The organism is Pseudomonas sp. TE21435 (assembly GCF_056279265.1).
In genome coordinates this window covers 3,448,625-3,467,090 of sequence record NZ_JBWBQZ010000001.1, presented here as the reverse complement: position 1 = coordinate 3,467,090, position 18,466 = coordinate 3,448,625, and the positions used below count along the sequence as shown (strand labels likewise).

Here is an 18,466-nt window from a genome sequence, read left to right as displayed (position 1 = left end):
TGTATGACCTTCACCCCCCGCCAGGTCACCCTGGCCAGCTGGATCATCGTCATGGCCGGCCTGTTGCTGGCGCTGCCCCTGAAGCTGCTGCCGAGCCTGCTCGCCGGCCTGCTGGTGTTCGAGCTGGTCAACATGCTCACCCCCAGGCTGCAGCCGCTGATCGCCGGGCAGCGTGCGCGCTGGCTGGCGGTGGCGCTGCTCGGCACATTGGTGGTGAGCACGCTCACCCTGCTGATTGCCGGCGCCTTCAGTTTCCTCCTGCACGAGGCCGAGAACCCCGGCGCCTCGCTGGACAAGTTCATGGGCCTGGTCGAGCGTGCCCGTGGCCAGTTGCCGCCGTTCATCGAAGCCTACCTGCCGGCCAGCGCCGCCGAGTTCAAGGTGGCCATCGGCGAGTGGATCAAGAGCCACCTGAGCGACCTGCAGCTGGTCGGCAAGGGCATGGCGCACATGTTCGTGACCCTGTTGATCGGCATGATCCTCGGCGCCATCGTCGCCCTGCAGCGCATCCCCGACATTTCCCGGCGCAAGCCCCTGGCCGCGGCCTTGTTCGAGCGCCTGAGCCTGCTGGTGCAGGCGTTTCGCAACATCGTCTTCGCGCAGATCAAGATCTCGTTGCTCAACACCTTCTTCACCGGCATCTTCCTTGCCGTGGTGCTGCCGCTGTTCGGCGTGCACCTGCCGCTGACCAAGACCCTGATCGTGCTGACCTTCCTGCTCGGGCTGCTGCCGGTGATCGGCAACCTGATGTCCAACACCCTGATCACCATCGTCGGCCTGTCGCTGTCGATCTGGGTGGCGATGGCGGCGCTGGGGTACTTGATCGTTATCCACAAGGTCGAGTATTTCCTCAACGCGCGGATCGTCGGCGGCCAGATCAGTGCCAAGGCCTGGGAGCTGTTGCTGGCGATGCTGGTGTTCGAGGCGGCGTTCGGCTTGCCGGGGGTGGTGGCCGGGCCGATCTACTACGCCTACTTGAAGAGCGAGTTGAAGCGGGCTGAGCTGGTCTGAGGATCACCGGGGCCGCAAAGCGGCCCCAAATCGATCAGAGCACGCCGTAGCGCTTGCGCGCCTCGATCGCCAGACCGCTGCCGATGCTGCCGAAGATATTGCCTTCCACATGCCGCGCATTGGGCAGCATCGCCGCCACGCTGTTGCGCAGCGCCGGAATGCCGCTGGAGCCGCCGGTGAAGAACACCGTGTCCACTTGGCTTTCGCTCACGCCCGCCTTGGCCAGCAGTTCACTCACGCTGCCGCGCACGCGCTCGAGCAAACCGTCAATTGCATCTTCGAACAGTGCCCGGGTCAGCTCGGCCGACAGCTGCGGCTCGATCCGGCCAAAGTCGATGCTCCGGCTGTCGCGCTCGGTCAGCTCGATCTTGCTGGCCTCCACCTCCATCGCCAGCCAGTGCCCGGCGCGCTGCTCGATCAGCTTGAACAGGCGGTCGATACCCAGGGTGTCCTCGATGTCGTAGCGCATGCTGCCCAGGGCCAGCTGCGACTTCTGCGCATACAGGGCGTTGATGGTGTGCCAGGTGGCCAGGTTGAGGTGGTAGCTGGTGGGCATCAGCGCGCCGCTTTTCATCCGGCTGCCATAGCCGAACAGCGGCATCACACCCTGCAGGCTCAGCTGCTTGTCGAAGTCGGTACCGCCGATGTGCACGCCGCCGGTGGCGAGGATGTCGTCCTGGCGCTCGGCCACCAGGTGGCGCTCGGGCGACAGGCGGATCAGGGTAAAGTCCGAGGTACCACCGCCGATATCCACAATCAGCACCAGCTCTTCACGGCTGATGCCCGACTCGTAGTCGAACGCCGCAGCGATCGGCTCGTACTGGAACGACACGTCCTTGAAGCCGATCTTGCGCGCAACTTCCGCCAGGGTATCCTCGGCCTCCTGGTCGGCGGCCGGGTCTTCGTCGACGAAAAATACCGGGCGGCCGAGCACCACCTGGTCGAATTCGCGGCCGGCATCGGCTTCGGCGCGCTTTTTCAGCTCGCCGATGAACATGCCCAGCAGGTCCTTGAACGGCAGGGCGCTGCCCAGCACGCTGGTGTCGTGCTTGATCAGCTTGGAGCCCAGCAGGCTCTTGAGCGAGCGCATCAGGCGGCCTTCGTAGCCTTCCAGGTACTCGTGCAGGGCCAGGCGGCCGTACACCGGGCGACGTTCCTCGATATTGAAGAAGACCACCGACGGCAGGGTGATCTTGCCGTCTTCCAGGGCGATCAGCGATTCAGCGCCAGGGCGGTGCCAGCCGACCGTGGAGTTGGAGGTACCGAAGTCGATGCCGAGGGCACGGGCCGGGGATACGTCAGACATGGAGAAAGCTTCCGGAGGCAAAACGGCCGCGCAGTTTATGCCGTTCTGCGGCTAAATCAAGACCGGTCGTCTGCGATAGCGCAACCCCGGATGAGCCTTGAAAGGCTATGCTTGACCCCAATCTTCAGTAGCAATACGTACATTCACATCGGTGATCCATAGATGGACTTCAAAGACTATTACAAGATACTCGGCGTCGAGGCGAGCGCGGACGACAAGGCGATCAAGGCCGCGTACCGCAAGCTCGCGCGCAAGTATCACCCCGACGTCAGCAAGGAGCGTGACGCCGAGGACAAGTTCAAGGAGGCCAACGAGGCCTACGAAGTGCTTGGCGACAAGGACAAGCGCGCCGAGTACGACGAAATCCGCAAATACGGCGGCCAGCATGGCCGGCCGTTCCAGGCGCCGCCTGGCTGGGAGTCTCGCAGCGGTGGTGGCGGTGGTTTCGAAGGTGGCGATTTTTCCGATTTCTTCAGCTCGATCTTCGGCGCCCGGGGTGGCAACCCCTTCGGTGGCGGCGGTGGCCGGCAACAACGCAGTGCCGGCAGGCGAGGGCAGGACGTGGAACTGGAACTGGCGGTGTTCCTCGAGGAAACCCTGAACAAGGAATCCAAGCAGATCAGCTTCCAGGTGCCGCAGACCAACGCTGCCGGCCAGCGCACCGGGTTCACCACCAAGACCCTGAACGTGAAGATCCCCGCCGGGGTGACCGACGGCGAGCGCATCCGCCTCAAGGGCCAGGGCGCGCCGGGCGTGGGCGGCGGGGCCAACGGCGATTTGTTCCTGACCATCCGCATGGCACCGCACCCGCTGTTCGATGTCGAAGGTCATGACCTGATCATTACCGTGCCGCTGGCACCGTGGGAGGCGGCGCTCGGCGCCAAGGTGGCCGTGCCGACTTTGACCGGCAAGATCAACCTGACCATCCGTCCCGACAGCCAGAGCGGCCAGCGCCTGCGGGTCAAGGGCATGGGCCTGTTGAACAAGCAGGGCGAGCGCGGCGACCTGTACGCCCAGCTGAAGGTAGTGATGCCTGCCCAATCCGATGACGCAGCGCGCGCATTGTGGACCCAGCTCTCCGAGAAAGCCGCGTTCAACCCGAGGACTCAATGGAGTAAGTGATCATGAGCAGCACCCTGATCGTTCAACTGGACATGCGTACCCTTTGCCAGGAAGCCGACCTCACGGCCGATTGCGTGATCGAGATCGTCGAGCACGGCATTGTTGAACCTTCGGGGCGAACGCCGGAGGAATGGGTGTTCGACGACCGCGCGCCGGTCACCCTCAAGCGTGCGGTGAAGCTGCATGATCAGCTGGAGCTGGAGTGGGAAGGGGTGGCCCTGGCGCTTGAGCTGCTGGAAGAGGTCCAGCAGTTGCGCAGCGAGAACCACATGCTGCGCCAACGGTTGGGCCGGTTTACCCAGATGTAAACGTTGTGGGGCCGCACGGCGGCCCCTCGGGCTTCACGGCTGTGCCCCAGGATCGAGCATCAATTGCATGAAGGTCAGGTCCAGCCACCGGCCGAACTTCACCCCTACCTGCGGCATCTGCCCGGTCACCACGAACCCCAACCGCTCGTGCAGGCGCACCGACGCGGCATTGCCGCTCTCGATGGCGGCGACCATCACATGCTTGCCACAGCCCCTGGCCCGTTCGACCAGCGCTTCCATCAGCACCGGGCCCAGACCTTTGCCGCGCTGGTCTGCACGGATGTACACCGAATGTTCGACCGTATGGCGGAAGCCCTCGAAGGGGCGCCAGTCGCCGAATGAGGCGTAACCCAGCACGCCGCTGTCATCCACCGCGACCAGGATTGGATAACCCTCCTGCGCGCGGGCCTCGAACCAGGCCAGGCGATTGGCCAGGTCCACCGGGGTTTCGTTCCAGATCGCCGTGGTGTTGGCCACGGCGTCGTTGTAGATGTCGAGGATGCCCGGCACGTCGTCGATCAGGGCGTCGCGGATCTGGTAACTCATGACAGCGTCTCGCAAGGGAAGTGGTTGCAGATTAAATGGTAACCAGGCCGCGCACACCTTCAGCCTGCATGTTTTCGCCGCGGCCGCGCTGGACGATCTCGCCGCGGGCCATGACCAGGTACTGGTCGGCCAGTTCCTCGGCGAAATCGTAGAACTGCTCCACCAGCAGGATGGCCATGTCGCCACGGTCGGCGAGCTTGCGGATCACCGCGCCGATCTCCTTGATCACCGACGGCTGGATGCCTTCGGTAGGTTCGTCGAGGATCAACAGGCGCGGGCGGCTGGCCAGGGCGCGGCCGATGGCCAACTGTTGCTGCTGGCCGCCAGAGAGGTCGCCGCCACGGCGTTGTTTCATCTGCTCCAGCACCGGGAACAGTTCGTAGATGAAGGCCGGCACATCCCGTGCCTCGCGGGCGGGGAAGCGCGACAGGCCCATCAGCAGGTTTTCCTCGACAGTCAGGCGCGGGAAGATCTCGCGGCCCTGGGGCACGTAGGCGATACCGGCCTGGACCCGTTGCTGGGGCTTGAGCGTGGTGATCGGCTTGCCTTCCCATTCCACGTGGCCCTCGCGGGCTGGCAGCAGGCCCATCAGGCAGCGCAGCAGGGTGGTCTTGCCCACGCCGTTGCGGCCCAGCAGGCAGGTGACCTCGCCGACCTTGGCCTCGAAGGACAGGCCGCGCAGGATGTGGCTGCCGCCGTAGTACTGGTGCAGGGTGTCGATTTTCAGCATGTCATGTCCCTGTTGGTTTTTACCTCGCCTGCACCGGCCTCATCGCCGGCAAGCCGGCTCTCACAGGACAGCACAGCTTTCGAATCCTGTGGTTGTCCTGTGGGAGCCGGCTTGCCGGCGATGAGGCCGGTGCAGATAACGAAGATCAGCGGCCCAGATAAACCTCGACCACCCGCTCATCCTCCTGCACCTGCGCCAGCGACCCTTCGGCCAGCACACTCCCCTGATGCAGCACCGTCACATGGTCGGCAATGCTGCCGACGAAGCCCATGTCATGCTCCACCACCATCAGCGAATGCCTGCCCGCCAATGATCGGAACAGCTCGGCGGTGAACTCGGTCTCGGCATCGGTCATCCCCGCCACCGGCTCGTCGAGCAGCAGCAGCTTCGGCTCCTGCACCAGCAGCATGCCGATCTCCAGGAACTGCTTCTGCCCGTGGGACAACAACCCCGCCTGGCGCTGGGCCAGGGGCAGCAGTCGCAGGGTGGCCAGCACCTCGTCGATGCGCTGGCGCTGCTCGCCGCTCAAGCGTGCCAGCAGGCTGGCCCACACCGACTTGTCGGCCTTGAGCGCCAGCTCCAGGTTCTCGAACACCGTCAGCGCCTCGAATACCGTGGGCTTCTGGAACTTGCGGCCGATGCCGGCCTGGGCGATCTGGCATTCGCTCATGCGGGTCAGGTCGAGGGTGTCGCCGAAAAACGCGGTACCTGTGTCGGGGCGGGTCTTGCCGGTGATCACGTCCATCATCGTGGTCTTGCCGGCGCCGTTGGGGCCGATGATGCAGCGCAGCTCGCCGACGCCGATGTACAGGTTGAGGTCGTTGAGCGCCTTGAAGCCATCGAAGCTGACGCTGATGCCTTCCAGGCTCAGCACCGTGCCATGGCGGGTGTCGAGCCCGGCCTCGCGGCGCCGGCCCAGGCCGATGGCTTCGCGACCGCTGCCGACCTGGTCGAAGATCGGTTCCAGCATGAATTCCGGATGCACCGGGGGCACGCTTCTCATCGCTGGCTCCTTTTCTTCACAAGGCCGACCACGCCCTTGGGCAGGTACAGGGTGACGAGGATGAACAGCGCGCCGAGGAAGAACAGCCAGAACTCGGGGAACGCCACGGTGAACCAGCTCTTCATGCCATTGACCAGGCCGGCACCGAGCAGCGGCCCGATCAACGTGCCGCGCCCGCCGAGTGCCACCCACACGGCGGCCTCGATGGAGTTGGTCGGTGACATCTCGCTGGGGTTGATGATGCCCACCTGCGGCACGTACAGCGCCCCGGCCAGGCCGCACAGCACGGCACTGAGCACCCACACCAGCAGCTTGAAGCCGCGCGGGTCGTAGCCGCAGAACATCAGGCGGTTCTCGGCGTCGCGCACGGCGGTGAGCAGGCGCCCGAACTTGCTCTGGGTCAGGCGCCAGCACAGGTACAGGCTGGCCAGCAGCAGACCGACTGTCAGCAGGAACAGCACCGCCCGGGTGCCCTGGGCGGCGATGTCGAAACCGAGGATGGTGCGGAAGCTGGTGAAGCCGTTGTTGCCGCCAAAGCCGGTCTCGTTGCGAAAGAACAGCAGCATCCCGGCAAAGGTCAGGGCCTGGGTCATGATCGAGAAGTACACGCCCTTGATCCGCGAGCGGAAGGCGAAGAAGCCGAACACCAGCGCCAGCAGCCCCGGTGCCAGCACGATCAGGCACAGCGCCCAGGCGAAGTGCTGGGTGCCGGCCCAGTACCAGGGCAGCTCGCTCCAAGACAGGAAGGCCATGAAGCCCGGCAGACCATCACCGGCCGCCTGGCGCATCAGGTACATGCCCATGGCATAGCCGCCAAGGGCAAAGAACAGGCCGTGGCCCAGCGACAGCAACCCGGCGTAGCCCCACACCAGGTCCAGGGCCAGGGCGACGATGGCGTAGCAAAGAATCTTGCCGACCAGGGTCAGGGTATAGGCCGAGACCTGCAAGGCGTGCCCGTCGGGCAGCAGCGACAGCAGCGGCAGGGCCAGCAGCACCAGGACGACAACGGCGCCGACGGCCAGCGACACCCGGGTGCCGGCCTTGCGCGTGGCAGTGACAATCAATGGCTGGTTCATCAGTCGATTACCCGTCCCTTGAGGGCGAACAGGCCTTGCGGGCGCTTCTGGATGAACAGAATGATCAGCGCAAGGATGAGGATCTTGCCCAGCACCGCACCGATCTGCGGCTCCAGCAGTTTGTTGGCGATGCCCAGCCCGAAGGCCGCCCACAGGCTGCCGGCCAGCTGGCCGACACCACCGAGCACCACCACCAGGAACGAGTCGATGATGTAGCTCTGGCCCAAGTCCGGGCCGACGTTGCCGACCTGGCTCAGGGCCACGCCGCCGAGCCCGGCGATGCCCGAGCCGAGGCCGAAGGCGAGCATGTCCACGCGCCCGGTGGACACCCCGCAACAGGCCGCCATGTTGCGGTTCTGGGTGACCGCGCGCACGTTCAGGCCCAGCCGTGTGCGGTTGAGCAGCAGCCAGGTGAGCAGCACCACGGCGAGGGCGAAGCCGATGATCACCAGGCGGTTGTACGGCAGCACCAGGTTGGGCAGCACCTGGACGCCGCCCGACAGCCAGGCCGGGTTGCTTACCTCGACGTTCTGCGCGCCGAAGAGCAGGCGCACGGCCTGGATCAGGATCAGGCTGATGCCCCAGGTGGCCAACAGGGTTTCCAACGGGCGGCCATACAGGTGGCGGATCACCGTGCGCTCCAGGGTCATGCCGACCCCTGCGCTGACGGCGAATGCCACCGGCAGGGCGATCAACGGGTAGAACTCGATGGCACTCGGAGCGTAGCGCTGCAGCAGCACCTGAACCATGTAAGTGCTGTAGGCGCCGAGCATCAGCATCTCGCCGTGAGCCATGTTGATCACCCCGAGCAGGCCGAAGGTGATCGCCAGGCCCAGCGCGGCCAGCAGCAGGATCGAACCCAGCGACAGGCCACTGAAGGCCTGGCCGAGCAGCTCGCCGACCAGCAGCTTGCGCTGCACCTGGGCCAGGCTGGTTTCGGCTGCGGTGCGCACGGCGGCGTCGGGTTCGGCGCCGGGTTGTAGTAGCGCTTCGAGGCGGGTGCGGGCCAGCGGGTCGCCGGTTTCGCCGAGCAGGCGCACGGCGGCCAGGCGTACCGCGGGCTCGTTGGCGCCCAGTTGCAGGTTGGCCAGGGCCAGGCCGAGGGCAGCGTGCACGGCGGCGTCGGGTTCGCTGGCGAAGCGCCGGTCGAGGAAGGCCATTTGCGCGGGTTGCGCGCTTTTTTGCAGTTGCTGGGCGGCGGCCAGGCGCACGTTGGTCTGGTCGCTGAGTAACTGATGGCTGGCCAGGGCGTTGTCGATCAGGCCGCGCAGGCGGTTGTTCAGGCGCAGTTTGCGCGTGTCGTTTTCGGCGATGCGGCCCTGGCGCAGGTTGTCCAGTAGCGGCAGGCGTGCGGCGTCGGGTTGCGCGGCCCAGGTTTCGAGTAGGCGCGCCTGTTCGGCGGGCTTGGCGCTGAGGAAGAATTCGCCTTCGCTGGCTTGGGTGGCCAGGGGCAGTAGCAGTAGAAAGGTGAGCAGGAGTCTGAGCATGCGGGCCATCCTGGAAATCGGCGGTGGATTCATCGCGGATGAATCCGCTCCTACACGGACCTGTAGGAGCGGATTTATCCGCGATAGGGCTGCGCAGCAGCCCCAGTGCACTCAGTTACCCTTCACCGCATAATCCGGCCGCTTGTCATTACCCGGAATGAACGGGCTCCAAGGCTGCGCCCGCAGCGGCTGCTCGGTTTCCCACACCACACTGAACTGCCCGTCATCCTGAATCTCGCCGATCATCACCGGCTTGTGCAGGTGGTGGTTGGTCTTGTCCATGGTCAGGGTGAAGCCCGACGGTGCCTTGAAACTCTGCCCGGCCAGTGCTTCACGCACCTTGTCGACGTCGGTGGACTTGGCTTTCTCGGCGGCCTGCGCCCACATGTGGATGCCCACGTAGGTGGCTTCCATCGGGTCGTTGGTCACCGCCTTTTCAGCGCCTGGCAGGCCCTTGGCCTTGGCGTAGGCCTTCCAGTCGGCGACGAACTTCTGGTTCACCGGGTTATCCACCGACTCGAAGTAGTTCCACGCGGCCAGGTGCCCCACCAACGGTTTGGTGTCGATGCCGCGCAGCTCTTCTTCGCCCACCGAGAACGCCACCACCGGTACGTCGGTGGCCTTCAGGCCCTGGTTGGCCAGTTCTTTGTAGAACGGTACGTTGGAGTCGCCGTTGACCGTGGAAATCACTGCCGTCTTGCCGCCGGCGGAGAACTTCTTGATGTTGGCAACGATGGTCTGGTAATCGGCGTGGCCGAACGGCGTGTACACCTCTTCGATGTCCTTGTCGGCCACGCCTTTGCTGTGCAGGAAAGCGCGCAGGATCTTGTTGGTGGTGCGCGGGTAGACGTAGTCGGTGCCCAGCAGGAAGAAGCGCTTGGCGCTGCCGCCGTCTTCGCTCATCAGGTATTCCACCGCCGGGATCGCCTGCTGGTTGGGCGCCGCACCGGTGTAGAACACGTTCGGCGACATCTCTTCACCCTCGTACTGCACCGGGTAGAACAGCAGGCCGTTGAGCTCTTCGAACACTGGCAGCACCGACTTGCGCGACACCGAGGTCCAGCAGCCGAACACCACCGCGACCTTGTCCTGGGTCAGCAGCTGGCGGCTCTTTTCAGCGAACAGCGGCCAGTTGGACGCCGGGTCGACCACCACCGGTTCGAGCATCTTGCCGTTCACGCCACCCTTGGCGTTGATCTCGTCGATGGTCATCAGCGCCATGTCCTTGAGCGAAGTCTCGGAAATGGCCATGGTCCCGGACAGCGAATGCAGGATGCCGACCTTGATGGTCTCGGCGGCCTGGATGCTCCAGCTCAGGCCCATCGCGGCGACCGATGCGCTGAGGGTGAAGGCCTTGATCAGACTGCGTCGCTTCATGTGCTCACTCCGATGTGATGGTGGGTGTTGGCCAGATCGGAGATTGCAAGGGCTGTGCCGAGCGATGGAAGGTGCGTGATAGAGCGGTTGTGCGACGAATCGGGGCGCGGGGTGTGGCCAGGATGGTGCTTGCTGCACAGGCTTGCACAGGATTGGGGCCGGGGGCGATGAACACTTTTGACACATAAGCGGTACTTGAGTACCGTGCCGCACCGCAGTAGTTTCTGCGGTTCGGGATTGGCGTCCCGTATTCAGAGAGATCGAGCACTGACGCAGCTTGCGGCGGTGTTCTGCATGGCTGCACCCGTTATGGGCGGAGCCGTGTGTGGGAGCCTTCGGGCTCACCGGTTCTCTCTGCCGGCACGCCAACCCGCACGGCTTCGCCCACCCATATTGGCGTGTGGGAGCGGAGCTTCAATAAGAGAGAGCTGCAAGGAGATGCACCATGCTCAAGAAGATCGTTCCAGATCCACCGTTCGCATTTACCGAGATCGCCACCTTTCATCGAGAGGTGCAACCATGAACCAGGAATCGCTGGTCAACCTCACCCCGCGCAAATCACGTCCAGTCACCGCCAGTTCCCACTTCGGCACCTGCAATCACGCCCATGCGCCGATGCTCTCGGTGCAGGCCGGGGTCGATAGCGAGGATGCGCTGGTGTGCGCCGTGGCGGCGTTGAAGGCGGCGTATGAAACCAATGCTGCCGCGTTGGAGAAGGCGGGGGAGCCGTTGCGCAGTCTGCTGACGGCGACGGAGAACTCGCTGGAGAAGGGGTTGGCGTTGGCTGAGGCTGTGCTTGAAGGGTTGGAGCACGGCTGACATCGCCGGGGCCGCAGTGCGGCCCTTTCGCCGGCAAGCCGGCTCCCACAGGTACTGCGCAATCCTGACCGTGTGGGAGCTGGCTTGCCAGCGAAAGGGCTGCGCAGCAGCCCCCTGCGATCAGCGGCTCGACGCGCCTCTCACCGCATTGCGCGGCTGGCGCCTGCTGCGCACAAACTGATAGGTCACCGCCAGGATCACAAACCAGATCGGCGTCACCACCAGCGCCGAGCGCGTATCGGCCTCCAGGCTCAGCAGCACCAGGATGCCGGCGAAGAACACCAGGCACACGTAGCACATGAAGCGCCCGCCGGGCATCTTGTAGGTGGATTGTTCATGCAACGCCGCACGTTGCTTGCGGTAGCTCAGGTACGACAGCAGGATCAGCGTCCAGACGAACATGAACAACACCGCCGACACCGTCGTCACCAGGGTGAAGGCTTCGATCACATTGGGTACCAGGTAGATCAGCACCGCGCCCAGCAGCAGGCAGGTGCAGGAGAAGTACAGGCCGTTGGCCGGCACGGCGCGGCGTGAGAGTTTCTCGAACGCCTTGGGCGCATCGCCCTCCTGGGCCAGGCCGAACAGCATGCGGCTGGTGGAGAACACGCCGCTGTTGGCCGACGAGGCCGCCGAGGTCAGTACCACGAAGTTGATGATGCTCGCCGCCGCTGGCAGGCCGGCCAGCACGAACAGCTCGACGAACGGGCTCTTGCCCGGCACCACGTCGCGCCATGGGGTCACGGCCATGATGGCGATCAGCGCCAGCACGTAGAACACGATGATACGGATCGGGATCGAGTTGATCGCCCGCGGCAGGGTGCGCTCGGGGTTCTTCGCTTCGGCGGCGGTGGTGCCCACCAGTTCGATGCCGACGAAGGCGAACACGGCGATCTGGAAGCCGGCGAAGAAGCCCAGCAAGCCGTTGGGGAACATGCCGCCGTCATTCCACAGGTTGGTCAGGGTGGCGGTGTGCCCGCTCGGCGACTGGAAGCCGGTGATGACCATGTACAGGCCGGTGGCGACCAGGCCCATGATGGCGATGATCTTGATCAGGGCGAACCAGAATTCCATTTCGCCGAACATCTTCACCGTCACCAGGTTCAGCGACAGCAGCAGGGCCACGCAGCTCAGCGCCGGTATCCACTGCGGCAGGTCGGGGAACCAGAATTGCGTATAGGCGGCAATGGCGACCACGTCGGCGATGCCGGTGACCACCCAGCAGAACCAATAGGTCCAGCCGGTGAAGTAGCCGGCCCAGGGGCCGAGCAGGTCGGCGGAGAAATCGATGAACGACTTGTAGTTGAGGTTCGACAGCAGCAGCTCGCCCATGGCGCGCATGACGAAGAACAGCATGAAACCGATGATCATGTAGACGAAGATGATCGACGGGCCGGCCAGGCTGATGGTCTTGCCCGAGCCCATGAACAGGCCGGTGCCGATGGCGCCGCCAATGGCGATGAGCTGGATGTGACGGTTGGTCAGGTTGCGTTGCAGGTGCTGCTCTTCGGAGGGTGTCTGGGAGGTCCGGGTCATAGGCTGCATTCCATTGAGGGTCAGTCTTTTTGTGAGCGAAAGCCGAGTAGGCTATCACGTCGCGTTCCAATCGCGGGTGTGGCAGATCGGCACGATCTTGGCGGTACGGCGCGATGCCCGACATGACTGGAGTCAATGGTTGCATGGGCTGGCCTAATCGCCGGCAAGCCGGCTCCCACAGGGATCGCATCCACCCTTGTGGGAGCCGGCTTGCCGGCGATTAGGCCGGAACAGCCAAGCAAGGCTCAGGCCCGGGCCAAGGCCCGTTGCCGCACCACCAGGCTATCCACCACCCACATCACCACCATGGACAACCCCACCAGCGGGAAGGCGACGCCCAGCAACAGCATCACCCCCACCGCCGTCTTCCAGCGCGGTAGGTCATGGCGCAGCGGCGGCACGCCGAGCCCACCGGCCGGTTTGCGCTTCCACCACATCACCAGCCCGCTTACCGAACCCAGCAGGATCATCAGGCATACCAGCAGGATGACGAGCTGGTTCAACGGCCCGAACATCTTCCCTTCGTGCAGCATCACCCCCAGCTCCGTGGCGCGGGCCACCGGGCTGTAGTCCTGCCAGCGCACGTCGGCCAGTACTTGGCCGGTGTACTGGTCGACATGCAAGGTTGCGTCGTTGCGCGGATCGTCGGCGAACACTGCGATGGTGAACACACCGTCGGCCGTGGTCGGCAGGGTGATGCTGTAGCCCGGTTCGACCTTGCGCAGGGTGGCGACATCCTCGACCTGCTGCAGGCTGACCTGCGGCGCCGCCGGGGCGTGATCCATCATGTGATGCCCGGCATGCTCGGCATGGGCGCCGGACACCGGCATCGGCGTGTTCTCCATCGCCCACGGCACGGTCTGGCGGTGGGCGCTGTTGAGGTCGCGCGCTTCTTTATCGGACTTCGGCACGTCGTTCCACATGGCCGCCGGGAAGCGGTTCCACAGGTCGGCGTACTGCTTGCCCCACAGCCCGGTCCAGGTCATGCCGCTGAGCAGCATCAACAGCAGCAGGGCCGAACCCCAGAAGCCGGTAACGGCATGCAGGTCGCGCCACAGCAAGCGGCCGCGCGCGCTGAAACGTGGCCACAGCACGCCCGCGCTGCTGCGCCCGCGTGGCCACCAGAGATAGAGGCCGGACACAACCAGGACAATGCCCCAGCCGGCCGCCAGTTCCACCAGCCGGTCACCGACCGTGCCGACCATCAGTTCGCCATGCAGAGCGCGGGCGATGGCCTGCAGGTTCTGCTTGCCATCCTGCTCGCCCAACACCTTGCCGCTGTACGGGTCGACGAAGACATTCAGTTCGCGCCCGCCGTCATGCACCACGAACTGCGCGCTGCGCTCGGCGTTGATCGCGGGCAGGTACTGGCCCACCTGCCCCTGTGGATAAGCCTGGCGCACATTGGCCAGCAGGGTGTCGGCGCTTTGCCGGTGATGGCCGGCCTCGACCACCATCAGTTCGCGGTACATCAACGGGTCAAGCTGCGGCTTGAACAGGTAGATGATCCCGGTAAGCGCCAGCAGGATCATGAACGGTGCCACGAACAGGCCGGCATAGAAATGCCAGCGCCACGCAAGGTTGTAGAAGGAAACGTTTGGTTTGCTCATGGGAGCCTCCCGTAGACCTTGATTGGGCGCGGTCAGGCCCCGCGCCCGTTTGTTGTTGTCAGAAGCTGAAGTCGACCTTGGTCCAGAAGGTCCTGCCTGGCTCGTTCACCGGCTGGGTACTGTTGGCCGGGTAGCCGAACCCGGCGTTCCCGGCCAGGTTCAGGTGCTCGGCGTAGGCCTTGTCGAACAGGTTGTCGACGCCCGCGCTGAGCTTGAGGTTGTTGTTCACCTTGTAGGCACCATTGAGGGAAAACACGCCGAAGCCGGCGCTCTTGTCGTAGTCCTTGCCCACCACGTTGCCCTGGTTCTGGGCGATGCGGTTCTGCTCGGCCACCAGGCGCCACAGGGCGCCGACGCTCCAGGTGTCGCGGCTGTAGGTCAGGCCCAGGCGGCTTTCCAAGGGCGGCATTTGCGGTAGCGCCTTGCCATCACTGCTGTTCTTGCCCCAAGCGTAGGCGAGCGTGGCGTCGGCCTTCCAGTTCTCGGTCAGCTTGTAGGCCGCGCCCAGTTCGCCGCCCATGATGCGGGCGTCGATGTTCTGCGCCTGGGAGGTGAGGTTGCCCATCATGTTGCGTTGGTAGTCGAACAGGATGTAGTCGCGGATCTGGCCAACATAGCCCGATGCCCAGGCTTCCAGACGCTCGTCGCGATACTGGATGCCGAAGTCGAGCTGGGTGGTTTTCTCCGGCTTGATGCCGTCGAAGGCGTTCACCGAGCCGGCCGGGGCGCGCTTGGGCGAGAACAGCTCCCAGTAATCGGGGAAGCGCTGGGTGTGGCCGAGGCCGATGTAAGTGGTGGCGGGGATCGCCGCCAGGTCATGCTCGTAGCGCACGAAACCGCTGGGCAGCGTGTCGGCGCGAGTGTCGCCCTCGGTGGCGCTGCCCTTGCGGAAGTCGCGGGCCGAGGCGCGGTCCAGGCGGGCGCCGGTGATCAGACGGTCCTCGCCGGTCGCATACCAGGTGAGCTCGCCGAAGGCGCCGTAGTTGTGGAAGTCGGCATCCTTGGTCCAGGGCTGGCCCTTATGCGCGTTGACCCCCATGCCGCCACGCTGGCGGTGCTCGTTGGTCTGCGCGTCGATGCCGCTGATCAGTTGCACGTCAGCCCAGCGCCAGGTGGCTTTGATCCGCGCACCCAGGGTGCGGCGGTCGACGTTGCTGACCATGGGCATGCCCATCATGCCGCTGCCCGACGGGGTGCGCAGGGTGTAGTTGTCCATCACGTGGTCGGCGTAGTTGTAGTAGACCTGCGCCTCGACCTTGTCGAGCACCTCGCCGAGGTTGGACTTCTCGAAGCGCAGCCCCAGGCTTTCACGCTTGAACTGCGAGCCGTCCATGCCACGCCCGGCGGAACGCGCCTCGCCATCGCCCTTGCCGGCGGTCAGTTCGAGCAGGGTGTCGGCGTCCGGGGTCCAGCCGAGGCTGACATCGCCGTTCCACTTGTCCCAGCGCGAAGGCACGGTGTCGCCGTTGCCGTCTTCGAAGTCGTCCGAGTGCGACTGGTTGCCGACGAAGCGCACATAGCCGAGCTGGTTGCCGGCCGCAGCGTCTAGCACTTTGTCGAAGCGGCCGTTGGAGCCGGCCAGCACGCTGCCGTTGACCCGGCTGCCGAGCTCGCCGAATTTCTCCGGCTCACGCTCGAAGAGGATGGTACCGGCCGAACCGCCCGGCCCCCAGATCACGCTTTGCGGGCCCTTGATCACGGTGAGGCGATCGTAGGTTTCCGGGGAGATGTACGAGGTCGGGGCGTCCATGCGGCCAGGGCAGGCGCCGAGCATCATGCCGCCGTTGGTGAGGATGTTCAGGCGCGAGCCGAACATGCCGCGCAGCACCGGGTCGCCATTGGTGCCGCCAGCGCGGATCACCGAGAAACCGGGGATAGTCTTGAGGTAGTCGCCGCCATCGCTGGCCGGCACGGGCTGGCGCGGGTCCTTGGGGTTGGTGACCACGGTCAGCGGCGAGCTCGGGGCGATGGCGGTGATCACCGTCGGGCTCAGCTCGGCAGTGTCGTGGATGTGGCCTTCATGGCCGGTTTCGACGGCAAAGGCCAGTGGCGCGAGCAGCGAGCCGCACAGTACGGCGATGGTCCCACGCAGGGAAAGGGCAAAAACAGGGGTGCAGCCGGACATAATGATTCCAGTCGATCAGTCATGAGTCAGCGCGAAGCCTCCTGGCTTCGGGCGTTTATCGCGTTGTGTTCAGGCGACGATCGAACGGGGCGGCGCGCGGCTGCGGGCGCCGGGGAATACAGCCTGCCGGGCATGGCCCTGGCGCGTGGCATTGGTGAGGTGGACAGGGGGGATCTGGCTGCCCGCTGTCAGCGGGCTGAGGGTCTGGGGCAGGGCGGGGCAGTTGAACAGCAGGCTGCAGTAGCCGCACTTCTCCCACATGACATGCAGCTGGCCATCGTTGCCGTGGCCATGGTGCTCGTCGTGGGCCATGGGCATGCTCATCGACATGTCCATGGGCATGGCCATGCCGGCGTGGTGCTCCATCGGCATCGACTGGGAAACCAGCGGGCCGATGAAGATCATCCACATGGCGAACAGGCTCAGCCAGCCGCCACCGACGCGCCTGCGATCAGGGCGGGTGCTGCGGGCGGAGCTGTAGCGCGGCAGGCTCATGGCGAGCGCCTGTCAGTCGGTCAGTGCGTGTGTTCGTGCACTGCGGCCTGCTCGGCTGGCGGCTGCTTCTGCACCGCGACATCGACCGTGACGTCACCGGCTTTCTCGAAGTGCAGGGTCAGCGGGAAGCGCTTGCCGTCGGTGAGCAGGCTGCGGTCCTTGGGCTGCATGATCATCACGTGGTAGGCGCTGGGGGCGAACACCACATCCTTGCCGGCCGGGACCAACACGCTGGGCACATGTTGCATCTTCATGGCGCCGGCGGCGCTCATCACATGCTCGTGCAACTGGGCGTCGTCGGTGACGGGGCTTTTCACCGAAAGCAGGCGGTCATCGGCCTTGCCGTTGTTGTGCACGACAAAGTAGGCGGCGACGTTGGGCGCGTTCGGCGGCAGCTCCAGCGACCAGGGGTGGGCGATGTGCAGGTCGCCGACGCTGTACTCGTGGGCGTTGGCGTAGGCGCCGGGCAGCAGCAGGGCGGCCAGGACGAGGGCTTGCTTGAGCATGGGTGAGTCTCCGGTCTGTTCAGGTTCTGAAGGACAGCGTAGTGAACTCAGACCAACGGAGAGGCACGGGGATTGAGCGCGGGCCAGAGCTGGCGCGGCGTGGGCTGGTAGTCGGCGAGGTGCGGCAGGTGCCCGGCGATCAGAAGCGGCGGGTTGTGCAACTGTGGCGGGTAGCTGGGCAAGGCCAGCAGTGGCGCTGCACCCAGGCAGCACCAGCAGTTCATCATGCTGGCGCTGTCGTCGCTTTGCTGCCCCAGGTCGATCTTGGCCAGGGCCTGGACATCGACCTTGGCCTTGTTGGCCATGCTGGAGCAGAAAGCCCCCCACAGCAGCTGTTCGGCCGGGCCCTTGGGCGCGGCAGAGGACAGCGGCATGGCCAGCAGGTTGAACAGCACTGCAAGGCAGGCTATCCAGGCAATGTGCCGACGTGGGGGCATGGAGAGATCCGGTCAGGAATCGTGATGGCTATTGTACGGCGGAGTATAGGTAAAAAAGCCGGGGTGCGGTGAAGTGCCGCACCTGGGGCTGCACAGCAGCCCCAGGTGATATCAGGCCTTGCCGCGCCCCATCAGGCCGCGCACGGTTTCCTGCAGGTCAGCCGGCAGCACCACGACTTTCGAATTGTCGCTGGCCGCCAGGTTCTCCATCGCGCCAATGTAACGCTCACCCAGCAGGTACATGGCCGGTACGGTCTCGCTACCCACGGCTTCCTTGACCAGGGTAATCGCCCGCGCCGACGCTTCGGCCAGGTTCACCTGGGCCTCGGCATCCAGCTTGGCCGCCTGCAGGCGCGCTTCGGCCTCGAGAATCGCCGCCTGCTTGTTGCCCTCGGCGCGGGTCACGTCGGCTTTACGTTCACGCTCGGCGGCGGCCTGACGCTCCATGGCAGTCTGCATGCTCGGCGACGGCTTGATGTCCTGGATCTCCACCGAGCGCACGGTCACGCCCCAGTCTTCGGTCTGCTCGGACATCGCCTCGCGCAGGCGCGCCTTGATCTGCTCGCGGCTGGACAGCGCCTCGTCCAGGTCCATGGCGCCGACGATGGCGCGCAGCGAGGTCATGGTCAGGCTGGTGACGGCGAACGAGAAGTTTTGCACGCCGTAAGAGGCTTTCTGTGGGTCGACCACCTTGGCGAAGCACAGGGCGTTGGCGACGATCACCGCGTTGTCCTTGGTGATGATCTCCTGCTGCTGCACGTCGAGGATGATGTCCTTGGTCGGCAGGCGGTAGGCGACCACGTCCATGTACGGGATGACGATGTTCAGGCCCGGCTTGAGGGTGCTGTGGTAGCGGCCCAGGCGCTCGACGATCCATTCCTCGCCCTGGGGCACGATGCGCACGCCCTTGAACACGGTGATCAGGACGAATACAGCGAGGGTGGCGACGACGATGAGGCTGGTCATGCTTGC

At 65.0% G+C, this 18,466-nt stretch carries 18 protein-coding genes; 4 read left to right on the top strand and 14 right to left on the bottom strand.

Annotated features, from left to right (window positions below; genetic code table 11):
* Window positions 1-3: 3 nt before the first annotated feature.
* Entirely contained in the window at window positions 4-1,011 is a 1,008-nt protein-coding gene (locus tag ACZ9C1_RS15640) for an AI-2E family transporter (RefSeq protein ID WP_046854025.1), read from the top strand.
* 34 nt (window positions 1,012-1,045) lie between these two features.
* On the opposite strand, the gene ACZ9C1_RS15635 is transcribed toward ACZ9C1_RS15640, so the two are convergent.
* Window positions 1,046-2,317 carry an Hsp70 family protein gene (locus ACZ9C1_RS15635; protein ID WP_046854026.1) on the bottom strand — a complete coding sequence of 424 codons (1,272 nt, stop codon included), beginning with the start codon at window positions 2,315-2,317 and terminating at the stop codon, window positions 1,046-1,048.
* A 162-nt stretch (window positions 2,318-2,479) separates the two neighbouring features.
* Here ACZ9C1_RS15635 and cbpA point away from each other — a divergent pair, with 162 nt between their 5' ends.
* Both cbpA and ACZ9C1_RS15625 read left to right on the top strand, forming a co-directional pair.
* Window positions 2,480-3,439, top strand: coding sequence for a curved DNA-binding protein (gene cbpA / locus ACZ9C1_RS15630; RefSeq protein WP_102683965.1), 960 nt, complete (start codon window positions 2,480-2,482; stop codon window positions 3,437-3,439).
* 2 nt (window positions 3,440-3,441) lie between these two features.
* Window positions 3,442-3,747, top strand: a complete 306-nt coding sequence (locus ACZ9C1_RS15625; RefSeq protein WP_023630087.1) for a chaperone modulator CbpM — start codon at window positions 3,442-3,444, stop codon at window positions 3,745-3,747.
* A gap of 33 nt (window positions 3,748-3,780) precedes the next feature.
* Here the strand turns inward: ACZ9C1_RS15625 and ACZ9C1_RS15620 are convergent, their stop codons facing one another.
* From ACZ9C1_RS15620 to urtA, 6 genes are all read right to left on the bottom strand, one after another.
* Entirely contained in the window at window positions 3,781-4,293 is a 513-nt protein-coding gene (locus ACZ9C1_RS15620; RefSeq protein WP_476254163.1) for an N-acetyltransferase family protein, read from the bottom strand.
* Between the two features lie 31 nt (window positions 4,294-4,324).
* Window positions 4,325-5,023, bottom strand: coding sequence for an urea ABC transporter ATP-binding subunit UrtE (gene urtE / locus ACZ9C1_RS15615; protein WP_102683967.1), 699 nt, complete (start codon window positions 5,021-5,023; stop codon window positions 4,325-4,327).
* A gap of 145 nt (window positions 5,024-5,168) precedes the next feature.
* On the bottom strand, window positions 5,169-6,026 hold the full coding sequence (urtD, locus tag ACZ9C1_RS15610) for an urea ABC transporter ATP-binding protein UrtD (RefSeq protein WP_277502162.1): 858 nt from the start codon (window positions 6,024-6,026) through the stop codon (window positions 5,169-5,171).
* The gene (urtC, locus tag ACZ9C1_RS15605; protein WP_277502161.1) at window positions 6,023-7,102 is read right to left on the bottom strand and encodes an urea ABC transporter permease subunit UrtC; all 1,080 of its coding nucleotides are present in this window, start codon (window positions 7,100-7,102) and stop codon (window positions 6,023-6,025) included. Before urtC ends, urtD begins: the two co-directional genes overlap by 4 nt.
* The gene (gene urtB, locus ACZ9C1_RS15600; protein ID WP_476254162.1) at window positions 7,102-8,589 is read right to left on the bottom strand and encodes an urea ABC transporter permease subunit UrtB; all 1,488 of its coding nucleotides are present in this window, start codon (window positions 8,587-8,589) and stop codon (window positions 7,102-7,104) included. Before urtB ends, urtC begins: the two co-directional genes overlap by 1 nt.
* Window positions 8,590-8,700: 111 nt before the next feature.
* Window positions 8,701-9,966 carry an urea ABC transporter substrate-binding protein gene (gene urtA, locus ACZ9C1_RS15595; protein ID WP_277502159.1) on the bottom strand — a complete coding sequence of 422 codons (1,266 nt, stop codon included), beginning with the start codon at window positions 9,964-9,966 and terminating at the stop codon, window positions 8,701-8,703.
* A gap of 519 nt (window positions 9,967-10,485) precedes the next feature.
* Between urtA and ACZ9C1_RS15590 the strand changes: the two genes are divergently transcribed.
* Entirely contained in the window at window positions 10,486-10,785 is a 300-nt protein-coding gene (locus ACZ9C1_RS15590) for a hypothetical protein (RefSeq protein WP_046854034.1), read from the top strand.
* A gap of 120 nt (window positions 10,786-10,905) precedes the next feature.
* Here ACZ9C1_RS15590 and cycA read toward each other — a convergent pair whose 3' ends face one another.
* From cycA to ACZ9C1_RS15555, 7 genes are all read right to left on the bottom strand, one after another.
* Complete coding sequence (gene cycA, locus ACZ9C1_RS15585) at window positions 10,906-12,321, bottom strand: D-serine/D-alanine/glycine transporter (protein ID WP_198755609.1); 1,416 nt, start codon at window positions 12,319-12,321, stop codon at window positions 10,906-10,908.
* Window positions 12,322-12,566: 245 nt separating this feature from the next.
* Window positions 12,567-13,931, bottom strand: a complete 1,365-nt coding sequence (locus ACZ9C1_RS15580; protein WP_277502158.1) for a PepSY-associated TM helix domain-containing protein — start codon at window positions 13,929-13,931, stop codon at window positions 12,567-12,569.
* Window positions 13,932-13,989: 58 nt separating this feature from the next.
* Complete coding sequence (locus tag ACZ9C1_RS15575) at window positions 13,990-16,056, bottom strand: TonB-dependent copper receptor (protein WP_277502157.1); 2,067 nt, start codon at window positions 16,054-16,056, stop codon at window positions 13,990-13,992.
* A gap of 69 nt (window positions 16,057-16,125) precedes the next feature.
* A complete protein-coding gene (locus ACZ9C1_RS15570; protein WP_102683975.1) occupies window positions 16,126-16,551 on the bottom strand; it encodes a DUF2946 domain-containing protein in 426 nt (141 codons plus the stop codon).
* Between the two features lie 20 nt (window positions 16,552-16,571).
* Window positions 16,572-17,057, bottom strand: coding sequence for a copper chaperone PCu(A)C (locus tag ACZ9C1_RS15565; protein ID WP_102683976.1), 486 nt, complete (start codon window positions 17,055-17,057; stop codon window positions 16,572-16,574).
* A 47-nt stretch (window positions 17,058-17,104) separates the two neighbouring features.
* Window positions 17,105-17,494, bottom strand: a complete 390-nt coding sequence (locus ACZ9C1_RS15560; RefSeq protein WP_031315367.1) for a DUF2946 domain-containing protein — start codon at window positions 17,492-17,494, stop codon at window positions 17,105-17,107.
* A 111-nt stretch (window positions 17,495-17,605) separates the two neighbouring features.
* Entirely contained in the window at window positions 17,606-18,460 is an 855-nt protein-coding gene (locus ACZ9C1_RS15555) for an SPFH domain-containing protein (protein ID WP_023631114.1), read from the bottom strand.
* Window positions 18,461-18,466: the final 6 nt, after the last annotated feature.